The organism is Marinilabilia rubra (assembly GCF_003121985.1).
GTDB lineage: Bacteria > Bacteroidota > Bacteroidia > Bacteroidales > Marinilabiliaceae > Marinilabilia > Marinilabilia rubra.
This window is the reverse complement of the sequence record NZ_QEWP01000014.1, coordinates 1-21,461: the sequence shown is the minus strand read 5'-3', so window position 1 is coordinate 21,461 and position 21,461 is coordinate 1. Positions and strand designations below refer to the sequence as shown.

Sequence of the window (21,461 nt, the reverse complement as noted above, 5' to 3'; positions counted from 1 at the left end):
GCAATGGATCTTTCATCATATAAAAAAACTGCACGCATCCTGGGAGCAATTCTTGTTTTTATACTCCCGGCTTACCTGCTTCTTAAGGTAGCTTTCAGTAGCCCGGATCACTTACCCATCAAACAAAGAGCCGCTTTTGTGGGAAAAGAGAACTGCAAAGACTGCCACTTGGGGGAATACAACGACTGGGTAGGCTCCCACCACGACATGGCTATGGATGTGGCCAATGATTCCACTGTACTGGGGAATTTCTCAGACCAAACACTAGAAGGCCAGGGAAAAACCCACAAGATGTACAAAAAAGACGGACGCTTTTTGGTATATACTGATGGTGAAGATGGCAAGATGCAGGAATTTGAAGTAAAGTATGTTTTCGGCTATACGCCTCTTCAGCAATACCTGGTAGAATTTGACGGCGGACGACTGCAAACATTACCCATCACCTGGAATACGGTGGATAGCGTATGGTACCACATGGCAGATTCGATCTACAAAGATGAAAAAATCGATCATAACAACTGGCTGCACTGGACCAATCAGGCACAGAACTGGAATGGGATGTGTGCAGAATGCCACTCAACCAATCTGGTGAAAGGTTATGACCACCAAACAGATACCTACCATACCACTTACTCAGAGATTGATGTGAGTTGCGAAGCTTGTCACGGCCCCGGCTCCAAACATGTGGAATGGGCCAATCTGCCTGAATACTCGAGGGAGGATTTCACCAATTACGGACTGGAAGTAAAAACCAGTGGCATCGATCACGTTCAATATGTGGACAACTGCGTTCGCTGTCACTCCCGCAAAAGTTCGCTGGGTGATTTTGACCATTCCGTTGCCAGTATATACGACCATGTCATTCCGGATTTACCCGATGAACCCAGCTGGCATGTAGATGGACAAATTAAAGATGAGGACTATGTTTACGCCTCATTCCTTCAAAGTAAAATGTACGAACGGGAGGTGCAATGCAACGATTGTCACAATGTGCACAGCGGAGAGCGACTTTTTGATGGCAACGAACTGTGCTTTCAGTGCCATAGAAGTGACATTTATGATACTTACGACCACCATCATCACAAACAGGCCGGAGAACCGGGAGAGGCAGTTATTTCAGAATCGGGAGTAAAATTTGAAGTAGGCTCCGGCACCGACTGTGTCAACTGTCATATGCATGGTCAGTATTACATGGGTGTTGATTACCGCAACGATCACAGTTTTCGTATACCACGCCCCGACTTGTCCATTGAAAATGGCACGCCCAATGCCTGTAACCAGTGCCATGCTGAGGAAACCAATGAATGGTCGGAAAGATACATAACTGAATGGTTTGGAGAACGGAGAAGGTACCACTATGCTGAAGCCTTTGTTGCTGCCAAAGGGGGGCAACCGGAGGCGGCAACTGAATTGATTGCGATCGCGGAAAACGACCTTTACCCCCCAAACATCAGAAGTCTGGCAATCGAAGACCTCGGCACTTATTACCCCGATTCCCTGAAGCCTGTGATAGACAATTTCCTTAACCATATGAATCCGTCCTTCAGGTTATCTGCTATGCGTTCCATTCAGCAACAAACCGATCAAAACATTGACCGATTGCTTACCGGATTAACTGATGCCACCAAAGCAGTGAGGACAGAATCCGTTCAGCGATTGATGCAGGCAGGAGAAGACCGGATTCCCGGCAAATACAAGGACGCCTATCAAAAAGCGCTGGAAGAGTACAAACAAGTCCTGTTTTACAATGCCGATTTCCCCACCGGAAAATTGAATCTTGCTAATTTTTATTACAATCAAAATCAACTGAATCAGGCAGAAAAATACTACAAAGCCGCTCTTAAGCAAGATGGGGAACTGGTATTCATAAAGTTAAACCTGGCCTATTTGTACAACCGGTCCGGCCAAAACGAGCAGGCTGAAAAGCTATTTCGGGAATACATTAAAGATGCCCCCGAAGATGCAGATGCACTTTATTCATTCGGGTTGCTGCTCACCGAAATAGGCAAATATGATGAATCTTTAAGTACACTTCTCAAAGTAAAAGAAATGACACCCGAAAGACCGAGGGTCAATCACAACATCGCCATGATGTATGATTTCATGAACAACAAGAAACAGGCTGAACAATTTTTAAAAGAGGAGATTGAGGTTGCAGATAACCTAAACAGTCAAATGGAACTTCTGCGATATTACCTGGACAACAACTATGGAGAAAAAGCACTTAAGCTGGGGGAAGAAATACTCAGGAAATATCCCGATGCACAACAGGTGAAACAAGTTGTTGAACAACTCAGAAGTCAGATACAATAGAATCTACTAACAACTGTTAATCAGGAAAAATATTCAGATAATCCTATTTACAGCTCATGGTTTTGGGGGTAACTTGTTTTATTGTTTATAACAGTAATCCACAAAGCCATGAAGAAATCAAAAATCTTTAATTGCAAGGAAAAGTGCATGGTCGTTATTTTCATATTGGCTGCACTTTTCATCACCAATTGCTCTGAATCACCAATGGATGAAGAGGTTATTCAGAACACAGAGCTCAAAAGTGTCCGAATTTTCCCAAACTTTGTTGAAGGCGAATTTTATCACTTCAAAGGAATGGTAAATGATGATTCTATCGAGGTCATTATCCCAGAATACTGGAACGGATCATTTTTGGTTTACGCCCACGGGTATGTTGACCCGATTCTCCCGATCTCTTTGCCCAATGACAACATTGCCGGCATTCTCCTAAAAAACTTAATTACAAGTCCTGATCTTGGGTTTGCCTATGCCTCCACCAGCTACAGTGAAAACGGATTTGCCGTAAAAGAATCAGTAATGGACATTATGTTTCTGGGCAAAATGATCAAAGCTCATTTCAAACCTGAGAAAATATTTTTGGGTGGCGTTTCAGAAGGAGGGCTGGTTGCCATACAAACCCTTGAAAAAAACCAAAATGTCTTTGATGCCGGATTGGTGAGCTGCGGCCCTGTTGGCAATTTCCATGGGCAGCTTCAGTATTTTGGCGACTTCCATGTTTTGTTCAAACATCTTTATGCCATTGAACTGGCCGGCGTTCCTCCTGTAATGGGAGGCCCTGTAGACATTGGAAGTCCTGCACATGTTCCTACACAATTAATGCAAACCTGGGAATATGGAAACCTGAAAACTATCATTGGCGGAATCCTGGCCTCAAACATCGATAAATTAAAATTCCTTCTTCAGGTCGCCAATGTCCCTGTTATTGTTAATGATCTTACTGAAGAGCAATTAATTGGTGTTGCCATAGAAATACTTCGATTCAACATTATGGCCACCAATGATATGATAGAAAGGGTGCATGGTGTACCTTACGATAATACAGAAACTGTTTATGCGGGGTTATCAGAAGTGGAAAGAATTGAAGGTGACAAACAAGCCATCCACAGGGTAAAACTTCTTTACGAAACAAAAGGCACCCCCGGCGTTCCTGTTGTTTTCATGCACACTTTGGGCGATCACGTCGTGCCTGCATGGCATATGGTTGCTTATATGGAAAAAGTTTACATCAATGAGCTAACTGATAACGTGGAATATTTCCCGATTGCGTCTTACGGCCATTGTTACTACACACTTGATCAGGTAATGAATGCAGTATACACCATGATCGAAATGTCTAATTAACAAATGCGGCTCACTATCTGATAACTCTTTTGTCGGTTAAAAACGAAAATGGTTCAACCGATGTCCTTCCCAATAAAGGACATCGATTGAACCATCCACTCAAACCAAACACAAAATCAATATGTAAATTCAGTAATCTCTGATGTTTTATATCCTAAACGAACAGCTCTCGCATTTATTTTCTCACCGGGTTCCATTTTCACCGGTTTTGAGTACAATTGCCAGTGCTTTCCACCTATGTCATCTCCCTTTTGATAAGCAATGGAAGCCCCTTTAGTCGAAGAATTAAGCTCACAAAAACCTCCTTCAGATTTGGAAAAAATCACCTCAGCTGTTCCAGGCTGAACAAATCCTGGCCACATCATATTAACCAGATCGTGTTCAGGAATAAACCCTTTATCACCAGTTTCGAGTTGCCATGCGGCAAGGGCGGCCCTCAATTCTTCCAGTTTATCCTGATACTCCCGATTACCGGCCAGGTTATGCACTTCGTCCGGATCGTTTTTCAAATCATATAGTTCTTCAACAGGTTTGCTATCCATAAAGATGTAAGCGGCATCACCAGACAACTGCCCTTTTCGGTTCATCTCGAGAAGTAACCGTGTCATCTCAATTTGTTCGCGATAAAACAAACGATAGATCAATGGTAACTGAGGCATAAAGTTGCGAATGTAGACATAACGCCCATCAATTACGGAACGGCTCATATCAGTATGCTCATCAAAACGGTCGGCACTTCCAAAAGCGTATTTCCTGGGGGGAGTCTTTTTGTATTTACCAAGAAAAGCTTTCCCGTCCATGTATTCAGGCGGTTCAATACCTGCCAGCGACATTACGGTAGGGCCCAGATCCATCAAAGATACAATGTCTTTAACCACAGCGCCGGCCATCCTTTTATCAGGGAAGCGGACAATCAATGGCACTTGAAGTCCGGAATTCCCAACCGCTCTTTTCTGGCGCAAAAGCGGCCCGCCATGATCACTCCAAAAGAAGATAATGGTTTTATCCAGCAATCCTTCCGCTTCCAGCTTTTCCAACCAAGCCCCAATGTCTCTGTCCAGCTCTTCGATATTGGAATATTTTCTTCCTACATCTTTACGAACAACCGGAATATCAGGAAAGTAATCAGGAATCTCGAGCTCTGAAGGATCCACCAACATTGGATCATCAGCCTTTTTCCATATTCTTGACTCATGAGTAACTCCATTGTTAAAAACCGCAAAGAAGGGCATATCCTGCGGACGATTGTCGAAATGAGCATTACTCCCAACCTCATCCCAGGCAGTTATGGGACAATTAAACTGATAATCGCACTTTGCATTATTGGTACAATAATAACCGGCAGCCCTCAGATACTCTGTAAAACATTTCACTTCAGACGGAGGTACCACAGAATACTGAGGAACATTGCGGCCTGTTTTATCCAGTACCTCTTGATAGGTGTCATAGGTCTCCTCATCGGGTGACCGATACTCCCAATGAGGCCCGGTGCGCATATTGTGACTGCCAACTCGCACCGGATACATTCCAGTAATAATAGAAGACCGGCTGGGTGCACAAACCCCTACCGTAGAATAAGCATGTGCATAGGTAATGCCTTCACGGGCCAGACGATCAATGTTAGGTGTTTCAACGCCTTTGGCGCCATAAGCACCTATGGCAGGGCCAATATCCTCACAGCTGAGCCAAAGAATGTTGTACTTTGGTTCTGAGTTTCCGGCAATAGTTTCAGACGGAGCCAGAAAGAACAATGAAACGACACTGAATAACAATACCAAAACTCTATTTACTTGCATAATCAAAGATTTTTTGAATTACAATTTAAGGATTTTCTTTACCTCCACCTGATTCTTTGTTTTTATTTTCAGAAAGTAAATTCCTTTGCCCAGCCTGCTCAAATCAAGAGAATGAGAAATGCTGCCTTCTTCTAAAACCTTTCTTCCTTTCAGATTATAAATTTCAACCTTTTCAATCATGGCATCAGAACCGATATGCAGGATATTGTCGCGAACAGGATTGGGATACACGTTAAATTTTGAAGAGATAGTCTCAGGCACCGAAACATCATCGTCGTTTGTTGAAGTCCCCGCTGAAATTTTCAAATCATCAATCCAAACATTGGCAGTAAACCCGGTAGCAAGGTCGGCCGTATTAAAATAAACAAATAACCGGCCATTGGACAAGCTAACAGTATCATAAAATTCCTGATAAGAGGTGGAAAGCGTATGCCAGTTTTGCTCATCACGATCGGCCCCTATTTTAACAGAACCACTTCCTGCATTATCCGTTCGGGCCCGGTAAGATACAACATAAATGTCGTTGTCATAGATAGTCATATCAATGGTGCGGAGTTTAAATAAATCCCCACCATCAGCGGAATTTAATGCCTCCAGGTTAAACTTCAGGGCCTGACTGCCATCCTCAAGCCCGCTTTCATCAACAACCTGAGCAGAAAAGGCATTTACAAAATCACTTTTCCACACCCGTTCCCAAAAAGAATTCTCATTGAACCAAAAATCGTCATTAAAAGAAGCACCTGCTGAATAGTTTTCGAAATGCTCGATAAATGGCAATGTCAAACCTTGCTGAGCATTGTTTTGGAAAAACTGATAATTTTTAGTCCACCATTCCTCAGCCATGACTTTCAAGTCACTAACCACCTGAGAATAGCCGGGATCATCAGCCAGATTCCTGGTTTCCAACGGATCGGTCTGGTAATCATAAAGCTCTATTTTTTTTATTCTGTTTTCATCCCATGTTACAACATCGGGCCTGTCTCCAGAGCTGTTGAACCAAAGTGTTAAACGGTATCGGTCGGACCTAAAAGAATATCCTGAACCTCCACCCGATCGATACTCGGAAACGGCATAAGGTTCTCCTTGTAATGCTTCTCCTCTCAGGGCCGGTGCCAGACTTTGCCCCTGAAGTTTGGACTGAGGAACCTCCTGGCCTGCCAGATCACACACAGTGGGATAGATATCAACAAACTCAACAGGATCATTAACGACTCCGCTTGATCCTCCGGGTGCAGATACTATCAGTGGTGCCAGCAAAGCATTCTCAAAATTGGTATGTTTCCCCCATTGATTATGGTCTCCCAGATGATAACCGTGATCACCAAACAGCACAACAACGGTGTTTTTATCGAGTCCTGTAGCTTCAAGTTTATCCAGCAATTTCCCTACCTGAGCATCAATATATGAAACACTGGCATAATAACCGTGAAGAAGTCTTCGTTGAATTTCAGGGTCAAGAATATCATCCCCTCTATCAATGTCATCGAAAGTCCAGGGATCCGGGATATCGGTATACCCCATTGGTTCGGGTGTGTGATAAGCATAATCGGGACTGCCCTCTGCTATTCGCTGGAATTCGGCCAGTTCAAAAGTGGATGGATCATACAAGTCCCAATATTCTTTGGGAGCAATAAAGGGGATATGAGGTTTTTTAAAACCTACTGCCAGGAAGAAATTCTGATCAGCATTGATTGAAAGATCATCCAGTTTCGTTAATGCATCCAGACAAATCTGACCATCCACATACCCGTCATCTCCTACTCCTTCGGGTCCACACTCAGTAGCGGTATTGGCTGTTACACGGTATTTATTGCCTTTTACAAAGTCACCATACTCCGGCGGATAAGTATAATCGTTAGGATCGGTATAAGCAATTGACCAGGATTGCCGGTCATGGCCGTCATCCACATTCCGGGGATCAAAGATCTTACCGCAACCGGCGGTAACAAAACCTTTGCTTTTAAAATACTCAGGCAATGTGACCAGACCCGGACTTTCAATTCTCAATTGAGAAGAGAGATTCCTGATACCGGTACCATCAGGGGTTTGTCCGGTTAAGATACTGGCTCTCGAAGGCCCGCATACCGACCATTGACAATATGCATTGGAGAAAAGAATGCCCTGATCTGCCAGACGATCAATATTTGGGGATACAATTTGTGAACTGCCATAACAATTAAAAACCGGTTTTAAATCATCCACCGCAATAAAAAGCACATTATATTGATTTTTTTTACTCACAACAGAACTCTGAGCTCCATTCTTAACTGCAACAGCTTTTATGATAGCACCGGGAGGCGCCTGAAATGCCCCCGAGTATAAATTGGCACTTTCGTCAGGCACACTGCCATCCAGCGTATAATAAAAACTGGCACCTGCATCATCGGATGTAATGGTAATCTCAGCACCATCGTTCTCTATTACAGGATCCGAAACCCCAGAAGTCAACACCCAAAAGTTGACGCTGTACTTTTTGGCAGAAATTACAGAGTTATCCTCAAATGCGACCTCGTAAGGTTCAACCGCTGCCAGATTCTCAGGACCACCGCCAAAGGTAGAAGAAGTTTCCCCATTCACATAAAACTTTTTATCTCCCGCATCAATGCTGTTTGCGTAAAACTCGTACCCATATCCTTTGGACGGTGAATCACCACTCATATCCAATTTCACCGACTTATCGGTTCCTGAAGTGTTAACCACAACCACTCCAACTTCACCACTTGAAAATGTAGATGCATAAACGCTGACGTCAGGATGGTCAGAAGTAGCTTTCACCATTTGATCACCAAAGCATTTATTATAATAATGATAAGGAACGTAACTCTGGCGTGGTGTATAATCAGGCTGATCGGGGTCATCGACAGCCAAAAATCCTTTACTTTCCTGGTCTTCAACACTCCATTTCCATTCAGACACCCATAAATTGGCCATGCCATATCCATTCCGGATAAACTCTCCCAATAACTGGGATACAAATAAACCATTTACCATTGTACAGTTTAATGGTCCGCGGCTGTTAAATTCTGTCATCGCCACCGGGAAATAGTCCCGCGCTTTGGAAGTATATTTCTCAACACAGTTATAAAGCGTATTTTTTACTGATTCTACCTGCCCCACACTGCCCAGAATATTTTCAGCAGTAGCATCTTTTACAGAGGTAAAATAATTGTGCACCACCAAAAAGTCGGCATGGTTTTCCACCTCAGGCAACAATGAACTGTTCCAGGCATCATCTTCACGAGTCACCACCACCCCCACTTTAATTTCAGGATCAACCGCCTTCATGGCATCCGCAAATACGCAAAAGTCTTCACCATACTCCTTACCGGTAACGATGCTTCCGTTTACATCATAGCCCTCTTCCCACTTACCATAACACTCATTACCTATCTCCCAGTACTTAATACCAGCGCCATACTCCACATTTAATTTTCTTACAAAATCTGCTGCATAGCCAGCCGCCTGCTGAACTCTTGCCTCCCGGGTTCCTTCATCAGTCACACCATAACGGGCATAGAAGTAATTAACCACCACCGTTGCTTCGCTATTGGCGTTTTCTTTAAAATCCACAAACAAATCCGGAGTCATGGTATTTGTATTTGCACCATTAATACCATTTAATTCGATAAGAAATTCTGAAGGGATATTACCATCAAAAAAATACTTATTTGAACCACTGCCGGCAGGATAACGCATCGAACCAATACCGGCCCCGGTGTAAAGAGACGTTCTGTCAAGCTGATCATTACCGTTTCGGAAGGGCGTATTCACCCCAAAGTGAGTCGATAAAACCTTATTTATCGTAACACTTTTGTCAATCGAGATGGTTGCATCCGGGATATTGGAAGTTAGAAGGGTTTGAGGATTGGTGGAGGCAGGCAAAGAATAATACTTCTGTTGCCATTTATCCAGAAAAAAGTTATCAGACTGTCCGGATAAAAAATTAGCGACCATTAAAAACAGTCCAAAAATTAGATAGATTTTTTTCATAGCTATTTATAGATAAGTTTTCAGTTTTTATCATTTTTTAAAAATAAGCCAACCTAAAACCTCCCATCTCTACAACATCGTTCTTATTGGTTCTAAAAATCGTTCACCTAAGTCCTAAGCACTCCAAATCAACAATTAAACAAAACCAACATCTCAAAAAGAATCATTTTCACACCCCTTAAGAACGATCTTTATCGCCTGAAAAATTGTACCTCGTAATACATTTGCTCTATGTCGAATTTTTAACATTTATTATCATGAGAAAATCTACTAAAGTTTTAATGGCATTATTTTTTGGATTTTCGTTAATGGCGTCAGCGCAGATAGAATATGACACCTGGCCATTTAATGAAGATTTTGAAAGTGCTGATTATGTTGTCGGGAATCAGATTTTCAACAACACAGCCAATGAAGGAAGTGACAGCTGGTGGACCACAACGCCTCAGTTTTTCGATCGGTTCTGGCGTGAGAAATTCACTACTGAATACACACTAACTGTTGTTGAAGAGGCCCATGCCGGATCAAAAGCTGTTATGCTGGATCTGACTACACTAAGTGGTAAAGATTTTAAATTAAGATCTGTCAACATCCCCGAAGGTGACTATCAAATAACTCTTTGGGCCAAGACTGATGCTGCAGGCCTTGGAAACGCAAAAATCGGATTTTCAGGAGACGAAACCCAAATGGTAGATTTAACAGAGGTTTACCAGGAGTTCTCGGGCACCGCCAATGTTACGGCCAACCCAAACAACGGCACAACTCGTTTGAGCGTAATTTTCTTCAATAATGAGACCCTACCAGATGGCACCAATTACAAGGTATGGATTGACGACATTACTATTGATGAATATGTTGCCACCTCTATCAACAAAGTTTCAAAAAGCGATGTGAAGTTTTATCCAAATCCGGCCACATCAGAAATTAATCTGGAAACACCTGGGAAGGTTGAAAAAGTTGAAATTTACAGTCTTACCGGACAAAAAGTTAAAGAAGTGGAAACACCCAATTCAAAGGTTGATGTCAGCTCATTGAATGACGGTATCTATTTTATGACTATTTTAACCGAAGGTCAGAAAATCAACAAGAAATTCATTAAAGAATAGCCCGGAATTTTCTTGTATTTCGGAAGACGGGGCTGTCACAAAAGCCCAAATTTGGTGTCATTCTGAGCTTGTTGAAGAATCTGTTGGGATAAAAAACAGATATTTCAACTACCCTCAAAATGACAGCCTTTGGGATTTTAAACTTTTGAGACAGTCCCATTCTTTTAATAACATCCTCGCCCGCGAAAGTTGATATTATTTTTACTATTAGAACATGAAAAGAATCACCTGGAAGCTTGGAGGCTTAATAGCAAGCCTGATAATGATTGTTTCGCTGGGGACAGCCGAAGCTCAACAAAAGGACGAAAAACCCAACATCATATTATTTTATGTAGATGACCTGGGTTGGATGGATCTTTCCTGTCAGGGCTCTGAGTTTTATGAAACCCCGGCCATTGATAAGCTGGCAGAGCAAGGTGTGAGATTCACCCAGGCATATACGGCTCATCCCCGCTGCGTTCCGGCAAGATATGGAGTCCTTACCGGTCGCTACCCCGCCAGAGCCAAAGTACCGGGAAAAGGCAGCATCGGACTAAAACCTGAAGATTTCACCATTGCCGAAGCCCTTCAGGAAGGTGGATATAAAACCTTCTTTACCGGAAAATGGCATCTCCTATTCAACGACAAGGCCGGCAATATGCCCGAAAACCAAGGGTTTGACATTAATGTAGCCGGAGGGGCTGCAGGTGCTCCTCCCACCTATTTTTATCCTTACCGTAAAGGCGAAAAGACACCAGCCGGTCAAAAAGGTTACAAAAAGAAAGAATTACACGGACTGGACGAAGGCGGAAGTGAAGGCGAATACCTGACCGATCGGTTGACCCGTGAGTCGGTCAATTTCATGAAAGAGCACACTGCCTCCAACCCCGATCAACCATTCTTCCTTTACCTTTCACATTATGGTGTACATACACCATTTGAAGCAAAAAAAGAACTTATTGAAAAGTACAGGAAGAAACTAACAACCATGAAGTATGATCTTCCTGAATATGAAAAAACCATCACCGGAGACAATAAACTGAGACAGGATTTCCCTGTATATGCGGCCATGATTGAAAGCGTAGACCAAAGTATGGCTCGTATCTCTGCCACACTTGATGAATTGGGAATTGCCGATAATACAATTATCATCTTCACGGCCGACAACGGAGGCCTTTCAACCCGAGGCAACAACCGGAAACTGGCCACCTCCAATTATCCGTTAAGATATGGCAAAGGATGGCTCTACGAGGGAGGTATCAGAGAAGCCTTCATTGTAAAATGGCCCGGTGTAACCCAAGCCGGAACCCTGTCAGAAGCCATCGTTTCGGGGACGGATATTTATCCAACAGTTCTTTCTATGGCCGAACTTCCCCTCAGGCCCCAGGACCACTTTGATGGAGAGAACGTAGTTGAAGCCATCAAAGGGAAAGCCTTTAAACGTGAAAAACCTCTATTTTGGCACTCTCCGCTTGGACGCCCAAAACGTACTGGAGACGAAAACAGCAGTGCGGTAAGAATTGGCGATTACAAGCTGGTTGACTGGTACGATCAAAACCGGGTTGAATTGTTTAATCTGAAAGAAGATATTGGTGAAACCACTGATTTGAGCGAAAAAATGCCGGGAAAAACAAGCGACATGCTTCAAATTCTTCGCCACTGGCGAAAAGAGATAGATGCCTACGTTGGAAAGTAATCTACACCCGCAACTATAAAACCTTATTGTTAAATGAAGTTGGAAGTCATCAATTTCCAACTTCATTTTTCCCTTCAGCCTTCTCTTTAAGGAATTTTGAATAACCGGAGAAAACATCAACATCGATCCCCCTTCATACTATTAGATGAACAAAACAATAATAATTCTGCTCTTAGGTTTCTGCTTAATTATTTGCCAAACGAATACAAGCCGAGCTCAACTTAAAGAAAAAAAGGTTTTTCTGTTGGCAGGACAATCCAATATGGATGGCAGGGCGAATGGTGATAAAATAAACCCTGAAGATCTGGAAAGACTTGCCAAAATTTCCGATCGTATCCATTTTTATTACAACCGCAAACCGGTTGCACCCTTGAAGTTGACAACACCAAAGGAATACCATCAGAAAAAATTCAACATTACTCATTCATTTGGGCCGGAAATCTTCTTTGGTATTCAGCTGGCAGAAAGATTCCCTGATGAAGAATTTATTTTTATTAAAAGAGCAAAAGGAGGTACCTCGTTGTACGGATGCTGGAATCCGGAATGGACAGAAGAAAAAGCTGCCTTGGTTAACGAGGTTCATCAACCCAAATTATTTTACGATTTTATTGACTTCACAAATAACACTTTAACCAATTATCAACCTGACCAATACCAAATATGCGCCATGCTTTGGGTGCAGGGTGAAACGGACAGTGCCGTAAAAAAATGGGGAGAAAAACCGGCAAACACCTATGGAGCAAACCTTAAAAATCTTATTAAAACCACCCGGGACACCTTAAATGTGCCCAATCTTCCTTTTATCATTTTTCAGGTAGGAAACGGAAAGGTTGTGGATGGCATGAAAAAAGTTGCATATTCCGATGATAACACCTTCATAATCCCACAATCCAATAATCCGCATTCTGAGGATTTCTATGAAAAGAATCCTCCGCCCGTAGGACACTATACAGCAAAAAGCATGAAGAAAATAGGAATCGAATTTTTTAAGGTGTATGAATCCATTGTCAATGAGGATACGAATGCAATGGAAATTGCTGAAGTGCAGGACAAGAATTCAGAGAGAAACCATAATTAATAAAAAGATGAATCAGATATTATTTAAAGTAATCTTGGGAATAACAGTCATGACACTGTTTTCCTGCAAAACACAAAGCCAGGAATCATCACCGGTGAACGTGCTGTTTATTTCGGTAGATGACCTGAAACCCACCCTGGGAACCTATGGAGATGAAAAAGCCATTTCGCCAAACATTGACAACCTTGCAAAATCGGGTGTTCAATTCAACAATGCTTATTGTCAGCAAGCAGTGTGCGCACCCTCACGAATCAGTCTGTTCTCAGGTCTGCGCCCCGACAGAACCAAAGTGTGGGATTTAAAAACCCAGATGCGGGATGTTATTCCCAATGCGGTAACCATTCCACAATATTTTAAACAAAACGGGTATGAAACCGTCGGATTGGGAAAACTGATGCACGGCGCTAAAGATAACGATCCTGTTTCGTGGACCATTCCATACAAAAAAGACAATAAACTGGAATATGCCAAAGGTTTTAAATATCCGGCTAACGGCAAATACCAAAATCCGGAGACTCATAAAGCCATGAAAGAGGCCAAAAAACAAAAACTGGGTTGGAGGGCCACCAACCAGTATCTTAAAAAGCTGGATCTGGCCCCATCAGTGGAATGTATAGATATCCCGGACGATGCTTATGAAGATGGCGCCATTGCCAATGCAGCCATTGAGTTGCTTGATAGACTCCCTCAGGGAGATAAGCCCTTTTTCCTTTCTTTGGGCTTTCACAAACCTCATTTGCCTTTTTCGGTCCCCAAAAAATACTGGGATCTTTATGACAGGGATAAAATAGAACTGGCTGATTTTACTGATAGAGCTGAGAACAGTCCGGGTTTTGCCTATCACAACTGGGGCGAGCTTCGCAATTATTCAGACATTCCTCAGAAAGGAGATTTGATAACCGAAAAACAAAAGGAAATCATACATGGTTATTATGCTTCCGTTTCATATGTGGATGCCCAAATAGGGAAAGTATTAGAGAAACTAAAAGCATCAGGTCTGGACAAAAACACCATCGTTATTCTTTGGGGCGACCACGGATGGCACCTGGGCGATCACGGCATGTGGTGCAAACACACCAATTTCGAACAAGCCACCCATTCACCGCTCATCATATCTGCTCCCGGACTCAACGAAAATCTCAAAGCCAACACCATGACCGAATTCGTGGACATTTACCCAACCCTCTGCGAATTAACCGGCCTGCCGGTGCCTGAATTCACCGAAGGAAAAAGTCTGAAACCGGCATTGCTGAATCCGGAAACGCAAGTTAAGGATTTTGCCATCAGCCAGTACCCAAGAGGCGATAACCGAATGGGCTACTCTATGAGAACACAACGGTACCGCCTTACCCTCTGGATTGAAGGCCCATTTAGAGAAGCAGACGTACTTTCGTCTCCGCAAATTGAAAGTGTGGAGTTATATGATTACAAGAAAGATCCCAATGAGACGGTTTCGCTGGCCGGAAAAGAAGAATACAAAGAAATTGAAGCCAAACTGACCAATAAACTGATTAAGCTATTGCAAGATCAGCAAGCAAGTGGCAGGGCAGGCTGTTTCACTCCCTGTTAGCAGATTGATGGCTCCTGCCGTTCAACTTCGCCTTCCTGCCCGGCAGGAGAGGGTTCCCCTCCGACAGGAGAAGTTAGAAGATCCGGCAGGAGACCATAATATCCCGGCAGGAGATCATGATCAGGCGACAGGAGCGGTCAATGCATCGGCAGGAGACCATGATAAGGCAGCAGGGAGCGGGTGTTGCCCCGGCAGGAGACCATTATGTAGTGGCAGGAGACCACTTTTGTTTGACAGGAGTGTAATTCCTGAATTACAAAAAACACAGATTGCCGCTCGACTTTTTAATTATTTTTTAGCTTTCTGATGCTTTCGCCACTTTTTTAACTGATCGCGGGTACAGACCTCCTTAAAACCACCCCGGAATTCCTGATTAATTTTACTTTTGGCCTCTTTAAACTGATCAGTTCCTTTCTCCACATTATCTCTAAGAAGTTTTCGAGCCAGTATTTGCTGTGTTTTTAACTCAAGAACTTTGGCTTTTTGTGTATCATCAAGATCCATAACACGAGCCATCTCGGAAACTTCCTGATCAATTTTTTCTTTGGCCTTTTTACTGAGGTTTTGTGCTGATAAAGAAGAAAAGGCCATCAGCAATGTTGCAAACAGCAACCATGTAAACTTTTTTTTCATGACTTAAATATTTAATTAAAGTCTGTCCATAAAGTACCATTTGCTTCGTTACGCTTGCCGCCAAAATACTCATCCCGAAGCATCGGGACTCCGTGTTTGGCGGCTTCGCTCCCGAAGCATCGGGATCGCAACTGGCACTTTCTGATCAGACACATGTTAACTGAGAAACATTCCCGACTTTATAGACGGGCACTAATTAGTGAGTGGTTATTCATTTTTCTTTCACCCAGGCACCCGTTTCTTTTCGCCAGTTACGCACCAGTTTTAAAAGTGACCTGGTTACCTTGGGGCGTGACAAAGAAATATCCCTGATTTCGCCGGGGTCGTTGTCAAGATTGTATAGTTCCACCCTGTCGGCTTCATAAAAATCAATCAGTTTGTACTTTCCTTTCCTTACTGCCGTGCAACTGACATCCCCGGTTGCATGAGGCCTGGGAACCGGTGAATGCCAAAAAACCGCACGTTCAGATTCCGGATTTTCATTCCCTTTCAAAGCCCAGGTAAAGCTCTTTCCATCCACATGAGCAGAAGGCACCAAAGGCATATCTACCATATCCAGGATGGTAGGGAAAAAGTCGGTTCCGGTAACAATGGCATCAGAAACACTACCTGCCCTGGTAACACCCGGCCATTTAACAATCAGGGGTTCTCTGACACCCCCCTCGTACAAATGCCCTTTCCCGGCCCGCAAGGGATAATTGGAGGTGGCTACATTTCGGGGATTATAACCTCTGTTGGACAATCCTCCGTTATCGGAAAAGAAAATAATGATGGTATTATCCAGTTGTCCCAACTCTTTGAGAGTTTGTTTTATTTGCCCCAAACTTTCGTCCATGCTGTAAACCATGGCTGCATAAACCGGATCATCCTGATGCATTTTGGTCGTTCCGGTTCCTTCAGGGATAAAGGCCGGACCATCATACTTCATGGTTTTCAGTTTCGCTTCAAACTTCTTAACATGTTCAGCTTTGGCTTCTATTGGCTGATGAACGGCATAATGAGAGACAAATGCAAAAAACGGTTGATCCGTTGTATCGTTTTGGAAATGATTCCTGAGATAATTGGTGGTTTCCCGGGTAATCCTGTCGGTCAGATATTCTCCGGGTTCGCCCTCTTCCAGACCTTCGATAGGTGCTTTTTTAGTCGTGCGTTCACTCTCGTTGTAAGGAAAAAAGTAAGAAATGGGTGATCCGGCATGACCGCCGGCGATATTAACATCAAACCCCACATCTTCGGGAAAAGTTCCTGAGGTTGCCAGGTGCCATTTTCCGATAAAAAAAGTAGAATAACCCGCTTCTTTCATCGCATTGGCGATGGTAAATTCCCCTGGTTTCAGTTTGCCTGCATCACCCGGTCTAAGAGGGATATCCCCTTTACTGCTCTGAAGTTTCCCCTCTCCGGGGCCCGGCATTTGTTCCCTGGCAGGATACCTTCCGGTTATTAAAGAATATCTGGATGGTACGCAACGGGGGTGCGTGGCGTAGGCATCGGTAAAGCGCATACCTTCAGTTGCTAATTGATCTATATTAGGGGTTTCATAAAATTCCGATCCCTGATATCCGGCATCCATCCACCCCATGTCATCCACCAGGAAAAATAAAACGTTTGGTTTTTCCGGCTTGGCTTGTTGTTTCTCAGTAGCTTGACAAGCAGAAAGCAGTAAAAGGGAAGAAAAAAAGAAAAGGAATGATTTTTTCATGACTTAAGAATTAATCAAAACCCTGCTGCCCCGTTTTAGGGACAGCAGGTAAAAGGATTAGTATTGATCCGGATGTTTATAATCTCCGAAAGGTTTTTTAACGGTCTTTTTCAAAGGAATTTGAAGTCCGCCGGTCTCATCCAGCCAGTTTACAAGATCGGTAGCCAACTGCTTTGAAACATCCTGGTATTCTTCCTGTCCCATCAGATTATACATTTCAGAAGGATCATCCTGAATATTGTACAGTTCGTTTTGATCCCAGATGCCATGGTAACGAATGTATTTGTACTCATCCGTACGTACCCCAAAGACAGTAGGCGTCATTGGGAAATCGTACTCCCAGAAATATTCATAATAGATTCTTTCGCGCCATCCTGACTCATCCCCTTTTAGAAGCTGAACCATGGATTTTCCTGGCATATAATCAGGCTTTTCCAAACCTGCTACCTCCAAAACAGTGGGAGCAACATCCACATTCTGCACCATGCGGTCGATCGGTTCACCACCTTCAAATATTTCCGGACAACGAATAAGCATGGGAACTTTAACAGATTCCTCGTAGAAATGACGTTTGTCAATCAGTCCGTGTTCTCCCCAACTGAAGCCATTATCTCCCATGTAAATAACCAGGGTCGACTCATCAAGGCCGTTCTTCTTCAGCCATTCCATCACAGCTCCAACACTCTCGTCAACCCCCATGAGAGTTTCACAATATTTCTGCACCAACTCATCGAACTCCCCGTCGCCATGGTACATGTAGTCAACACCATGCCACGAATGTCTCTGGTCTTTGACCCACTCAGGCCACTTCAGCTCTTTATATTCATCATCTTCTGTCTGATAATAAGTATCCGGTTTCTCGATGGTTTTACCCGCATACATCCCTTCATGGCGTTTGGCAGGTTTAAAATGAGCATGAACCGCTTTATGAGAAAGATACATAAAGAAGGGCTTCTCTTCATCTCTGTTATCCAACCATTCCAAAGCATGTTCGGTCAACAAGTCGGTAATATACACAGAGTCATCGTATTGTACCCGTTCGCCATTAATATTCAGATTAGGTGCATAATATTCACCCTGTCCTTTGAAACTTTCCCAATGATTAAATCCGGGACGTGGATGGTCTTCCTCATCGCCCATGTGCCATTTTCCGAAAAAGCCTGTCTGATAACCTGCCTTTTGAAGGTATTGAGGAAAGAAAACAAGATTCCCGGGATTGGGAGCCACATTATCCACAATCGTATGCTCATGAGAATATTGACCGGTAAGGATACTGGCCCGGCTGGGAGAACAAAGAGAGGTGGTAACAAAAGCATTCTCCATGTAAGCCCCTTCCTCAGCCAACTTGTCCATATTTGGGGTTTTAAGCCAGGGCACTTTCCCTGTAAATCCCATATAATCGAATCGGTGATCATCGGTAAGAATAAAGATCACATTTCTTTTTTGAACATCAGAAACCACAGGAAGATCAAGGTTTTGTTGATTCTGCTCTTCCTGCTTTGTTTCTGACGGGCCGGCACAACCCCAAACCAGGCCGGCCAATGCGGTAATTAATAAAATTCTTTTCTTCATTTTGAATAATTAAAACTCGAATGATTGACAGATTAAATTACTTCACTTTCACATCCAAAATCCGGATTTCATAATCTCCTTTATCCAGAAACTGAATTTTAAAGTCCCACTCACCGGTTTCAGGAAAAGGGAAATAGAGTTTTTCAGACTGCAGCTGATTTCCGGTCTTGATCTTTCTCACCACCCGTTCTCCATTCACCGGACCACAGGCAAATTTTATATTACCGCCTTTGGCCTCTAATTTCAAAATCAATTTTTGCCCCTCCCGGAAGTACAAAGGCTCTTTGGTTTGCACCTGAATGTCCCAGTTGTTTTCTCCCAGCTTATCTACAGTTGCTTTCAGTCTACCGTTTTTTGTATCAAAAGCCACTTTAGCACCATTGCGGGCAATGATTTTCCAGTTCTGACGAAATGTCTGATCAAATGAAATACCTTCAGGATCTGCAGAGGCTTTCTTTTTCATTCTTGCCTCACCGGTTGTATTAGTCTCTTTTCCCTGAGGAATGCTTCCGGCACCTTTCAATTCCTGATTCTGCTGCTTTACAAATTCACGAAAATAATCCATCAGGCGATCCCGAACCTCCAGGTATTCACGATCTTCATAAAAGTTTTCAGTCTCCAGCGGATCTTCCTGGTAGTCGTATAATTCACCTGCTACAATCAGATTTTCGTCAAGGGGATCGAAAGTGCGGTAATCATTTTCTAACCAAAGGGTAAGACGGTAGCGATCGGTGCGAATGGAGTAACCATTGGTTTTACCCCTTGAAAACTGACTTACAGCGTACTCCTTTATTCTTGTATCAGGATCACTCAATACAGGCTTCAGACTTTCCCCCTGAAGATGTTCCGGTATATCAAGTCCGCTGATATCACAAAGGGTTGGGAAAATATCCAGAAACTCAACTGGATGATGATACTTTACTTCTCTTTTACCCTTTGGGGTAGTTATGATGAAAGGCACTCTGGTCGCCTGTTCAAAATTGGTATGCTTGCACCACAAAGCATGATCGCCCAGATGCCAGCCATGATCGCCCCACAACACAACGGTAGTGTTCTTATCCAGTCCCAGTTCTTTAAGGCGCTTCATTATTCTGCCAACCTGTGCATCAATAAAGGATACAGCGGCATAATAGCCATGAATCAGTTCGCGTTGCTTGTCCTCGCTAAGCTTTTTGGTGAAAATATCAGAAAATGAATCAATTTCAGGAATATCGGTATATGACTGCAATTCTCCGTGTTTGTGATAAGCCAGATCAACTCCGTTCTTCACGGCATGCTGATATTCTGCCAGTGGAACTTCATCTCGCTCATACAAATCCCAGTATTTTTTTGGAGCCGCAAAAGGAAGGTGAGGTCTTTTAAAGCCAACCGCCAAAAAGAAAGGCTCATCCTGACCGGCCAGATCTTCCATATATTTTAAAGCATTATTGGCAATCTGTGTATCCATGTAAGCATCATCCTCCACATCGGCACACTCAGTTGAAGGTTTGAAATGCTCCCGAATGTACTTCGAAACATTTTTGACCCCCTTTTCCTGCGCTTCTTTTCTCAATTCATCAACCCGCTCTTTGGCTTCAGGCAATGCATAATAAGACAAAGCCGGTTCCCCATATTTCTCAGGATAAGTGTAACGGGCACTTTCAGAATACGGCACAGACCATGAGGGTGCATCGTAATTGTTACCCACACATCGGGGATCGTAAATTTTTCCAATGGCCACACTTGCATACCCGTTTTCCTTATAATACTGCGGTAACGTCAAAATATCAGGATTCACATCCCTCATGCGGGTTTTCAAATCCCAAACCCCTGTATAGTCTGGTCGCATACCGGTCATCAAACTGGCACGCGAAGGTCCGCAAACCGCACGCTGGGTATGTGCATTGGTAAACAAAGTACCTCCTTCTGCCAGTTGATCGATATGAGGCGTTTGGGCAAATTCGTCTCCATAACTGCCAATCACCGGCTTAAGGTCATCCACGGCAATGAACAAAACATTGCTTTTCTTTTGGGCAAAAGCAGATGTGGCTGCCAGTAGCCCTATTCCCAGTATTAAATTCTTAAGATTCAACTTCATAATTACAATAGATTTAAATAACAGACTTCGGACTGATTATTCATAAATTGAGTCTATACTCCAATTAACAGATTAATTCAACTCAACAATAACCTCATTGATGTCCCGGCTTATTTCAAAAGGAATTACATTGCCTTCAATCTCCTGCCCGTTTAGGATAAGTCTTTTTACACCAGATCCCCTTCCTCCGGGTTTAACGGTAATACTAAAATTTTTGGCTCTTATCTTTCTGAGTACGCGGTACTCATTAAAATCGCCAGGCACACAAGGATCAATCCTCAACCCGTCATAATCAGGCTGAATTCCCAGGATGTGGCGGGTAATGGCATAATAGTTCCAGGCTGCTGTTCCTGTGAGCCAGCTGTTTTTGGCTTCCCCGGGTTTGAAGGCATCTTTTCCGGCAATCATCTGGGCATACACGTATGGCTCTGTGCGGTGCAGATCGGAGATTTCTTCCAGGTAGGCAGGACAAATCTTTTTGTAATACTCCCAGGCTCTTTCACCACGGCCAATATTGGTCTCACCGATCATGATCCAGGGGTTGTTATGGCAGAAGATTCCGGCATTTTCCTTATAACCGGCCGGATAGGTGGAAATCTCTCCATACTCCACCA

14 protein-coding genes are annotated in these 21,461 nt (G+C 43.3%); 7 read left to right on the top strand and 7 right to left on the bottom strand.

What is annotated here, in order from left to right:
* Nucleotides 1-3: 3 nt before the first annotated feature.
* Together DDZ16_RS15270 and DDZ16_RS15265 are read left to right on the top strand one after the other, a co-directional pair.
* Nucleotides 4-2,313 (top strand): cytochrome c3 family protein, encoded by a 2,310-nt coding sequence (locus DDZ16_RS15270; protein ID WP_109265357.1) that lies wholly within the window; start codon nt 4-6, stop codon nt 2,311-2,313.
* 108 nt (nt 2,314-2,421) lie between these two features.
* Entirely contained in the window at nt 2,422-3,654 is a 1,233-nt protein-coding gene (locus DDZ16_RS15265) for a hypothetical protein (RefSeq protein WP_146192246.1), read from the top strand.
* Between the two features lie 116 nt (nt 3,655-3,770).
* Here DDZ16_RS15265 and DDZ16_RS15260 read toward each other — a convergent pair whose 3' ends face one another.
* Together DDZ16_RS15260 and DDZ16_RS15255 are read right to left on the bottom strand one after the other, a co-directional pair.
* Complete coding sequence (locus DDZ16_RS15260) at nt 3,771-5,450, bottom strand: sulfatase family protein (protein WP_109265355.1); 1,680 nt, start codon at nt 5,448-5,450, stop codon at nt 3,771-3,773.
* An 18-nt stretch (nt 5,451-5,468) separates the two neighbouring features.
* On the bottom strand, nt 5,469-9,440 hold the full coding sequence (locus tag DDZ16_RS15255; protein WP_109265354.1) for a sulfatase-like hydrolase/transferase: 3,972 nt from the start codon (nt 9,438-9,440) through the stop codon (nt 5,469-5,471).
* Nucleotides 9,441-9,697: 257 nt separating this feature from the next.
* Here DDZ16_RS15255 and DDZ16_RS15250 point away from each other — a divergent pair, with 257 nt between their 5' ends.
* From DDZ16_RS15250 to DDZ16_RS15230, 5 genes are all read left to right on the top strand, one after another.
* Nucleotides 9,698-10,543 carry a T9SS type A sorting domain-containing protein gene (locus DDZ16_RS15250; protein WP_109265353.1) on the top strand — a complete coding sequence of 282 codons (846 nt, stop codon included), beginning with the start codon at nt 9,698-9,700 and terminating at the stop codon, nt 10,541-10,543.
* 214 nt (nt 10,544-10,757) lie between these two features.
* Entirely contained in the window at nt 10,758-12,218 is a 1,461-nt protein-coding gene (locus DDZ16_RS15245) for a sulfatase (protein ID WP_109265352.1), read from the top strand.
* 145 nt (nt 12,219-12,363) lie between these two features.
* A complete protein-coding gene (locus DDZ16_RS15240; RefSeq protein WP_109265351.1) occupies nt 12,364-13,296 on the top strand; it encodes a sialate O-acetylesterase in 933 nt (310 codons plus the stop codon).
* A gap of 7 nt (nt 13,297-13,303) precedes the next feature.
* Nucleotides 13,304-14,866 carry a sulfatase gene (locus DDZ16_RS15235; protein WP_158275683.1) on the top strand — a complete coding sequence of 521 codons (1,563 nt, stop codon included), beginning with the start codon at nt 13,304-13,306 and terminating at the stop codon, nt 14,864-14,866.
* Nucleotides 14,867-14,873: 7 nt separating this feature from the next.
* Nucleotides 14,874-15,173 (top strand): hypothetical protein, encoded by a 300-nt coding sequence (locus tag DDZ16_RS15230; protein WP_109265349.1) that lies wholly within the window; start codon nt 14,874-14,876, stop codon nt 15,171-15,173.
* Here DDZ16_RS15230 and DDZ16_RS15225 read toward each other — a convergent pair.
* The 5 genes from DDZ16_RS15225 to DDZ16_RS15205 form a co-directional block, all read right to left on the bottom strand.
* Nucleotides 15,155-15,499 carry a hypothetical protein gene (locus tag DDZ16_RS15225; protein WP_146192245.1) on the bottom strand — a complete coding sequence of 115 codons (345 nt, stop codon included), beginning with the start codon at nt 15,497-15,499 and terminating at the stop codon, nt 15,155-15,157. The genes DDZ16_RS15230 and DDZ16_RS15225 overlap by 19 nt on opposite strands.
* A gap of 211 nt (nt 15,500-15,710) precedes the next feature.
* Nucleotides 15,711-17,198 (bottom strand): sulfatase, encoded by a 1,488-nt coding sequence (locus DDZ16_RS15220; RefSeq protein WP_109265347.1) that lies wholly within the window; start codon nt 17,196-17,198, stop codon nt 15,711-15,713.
* A 57-nt stretch (nt 17,199-17,255) separates the two neighbouring features.
* Nucleotides 17,256-18,770: a sulfatase family protein gene (locus DDZ16_RS15215; protein WP_109265346.1), complete on the bottom strand. Its 1,515-nt coding sequence runs from the start codon at nt 18,768-18,770 to the stop codon at nt 17,256-17,258.
* A gap of 37 nt (nt 18,771-18,807) precedes the next feature.
* On the bottom strand, nt 18,808-20,847 hold the full coding sequence (locus DDZ16_RS15210; protein WP_109265345.1) for a sulfatase: 2,040 nt from the start codon (nt 20,845-20,847) through the stop codon (nt 18,808-18,810).
* A 72-nt stretch (nt 20,848-20,919) separates the two neighbouring features.
* Nucleotides 20,920-21,461 (bottom strand): GH36-type glycosyl hydrolase domain-containing protein (locus tag DDZ16_RS15205; protein ID WP_394340325.1); only part of this gene is annotated, 542 nt, incomplete at its 5' end.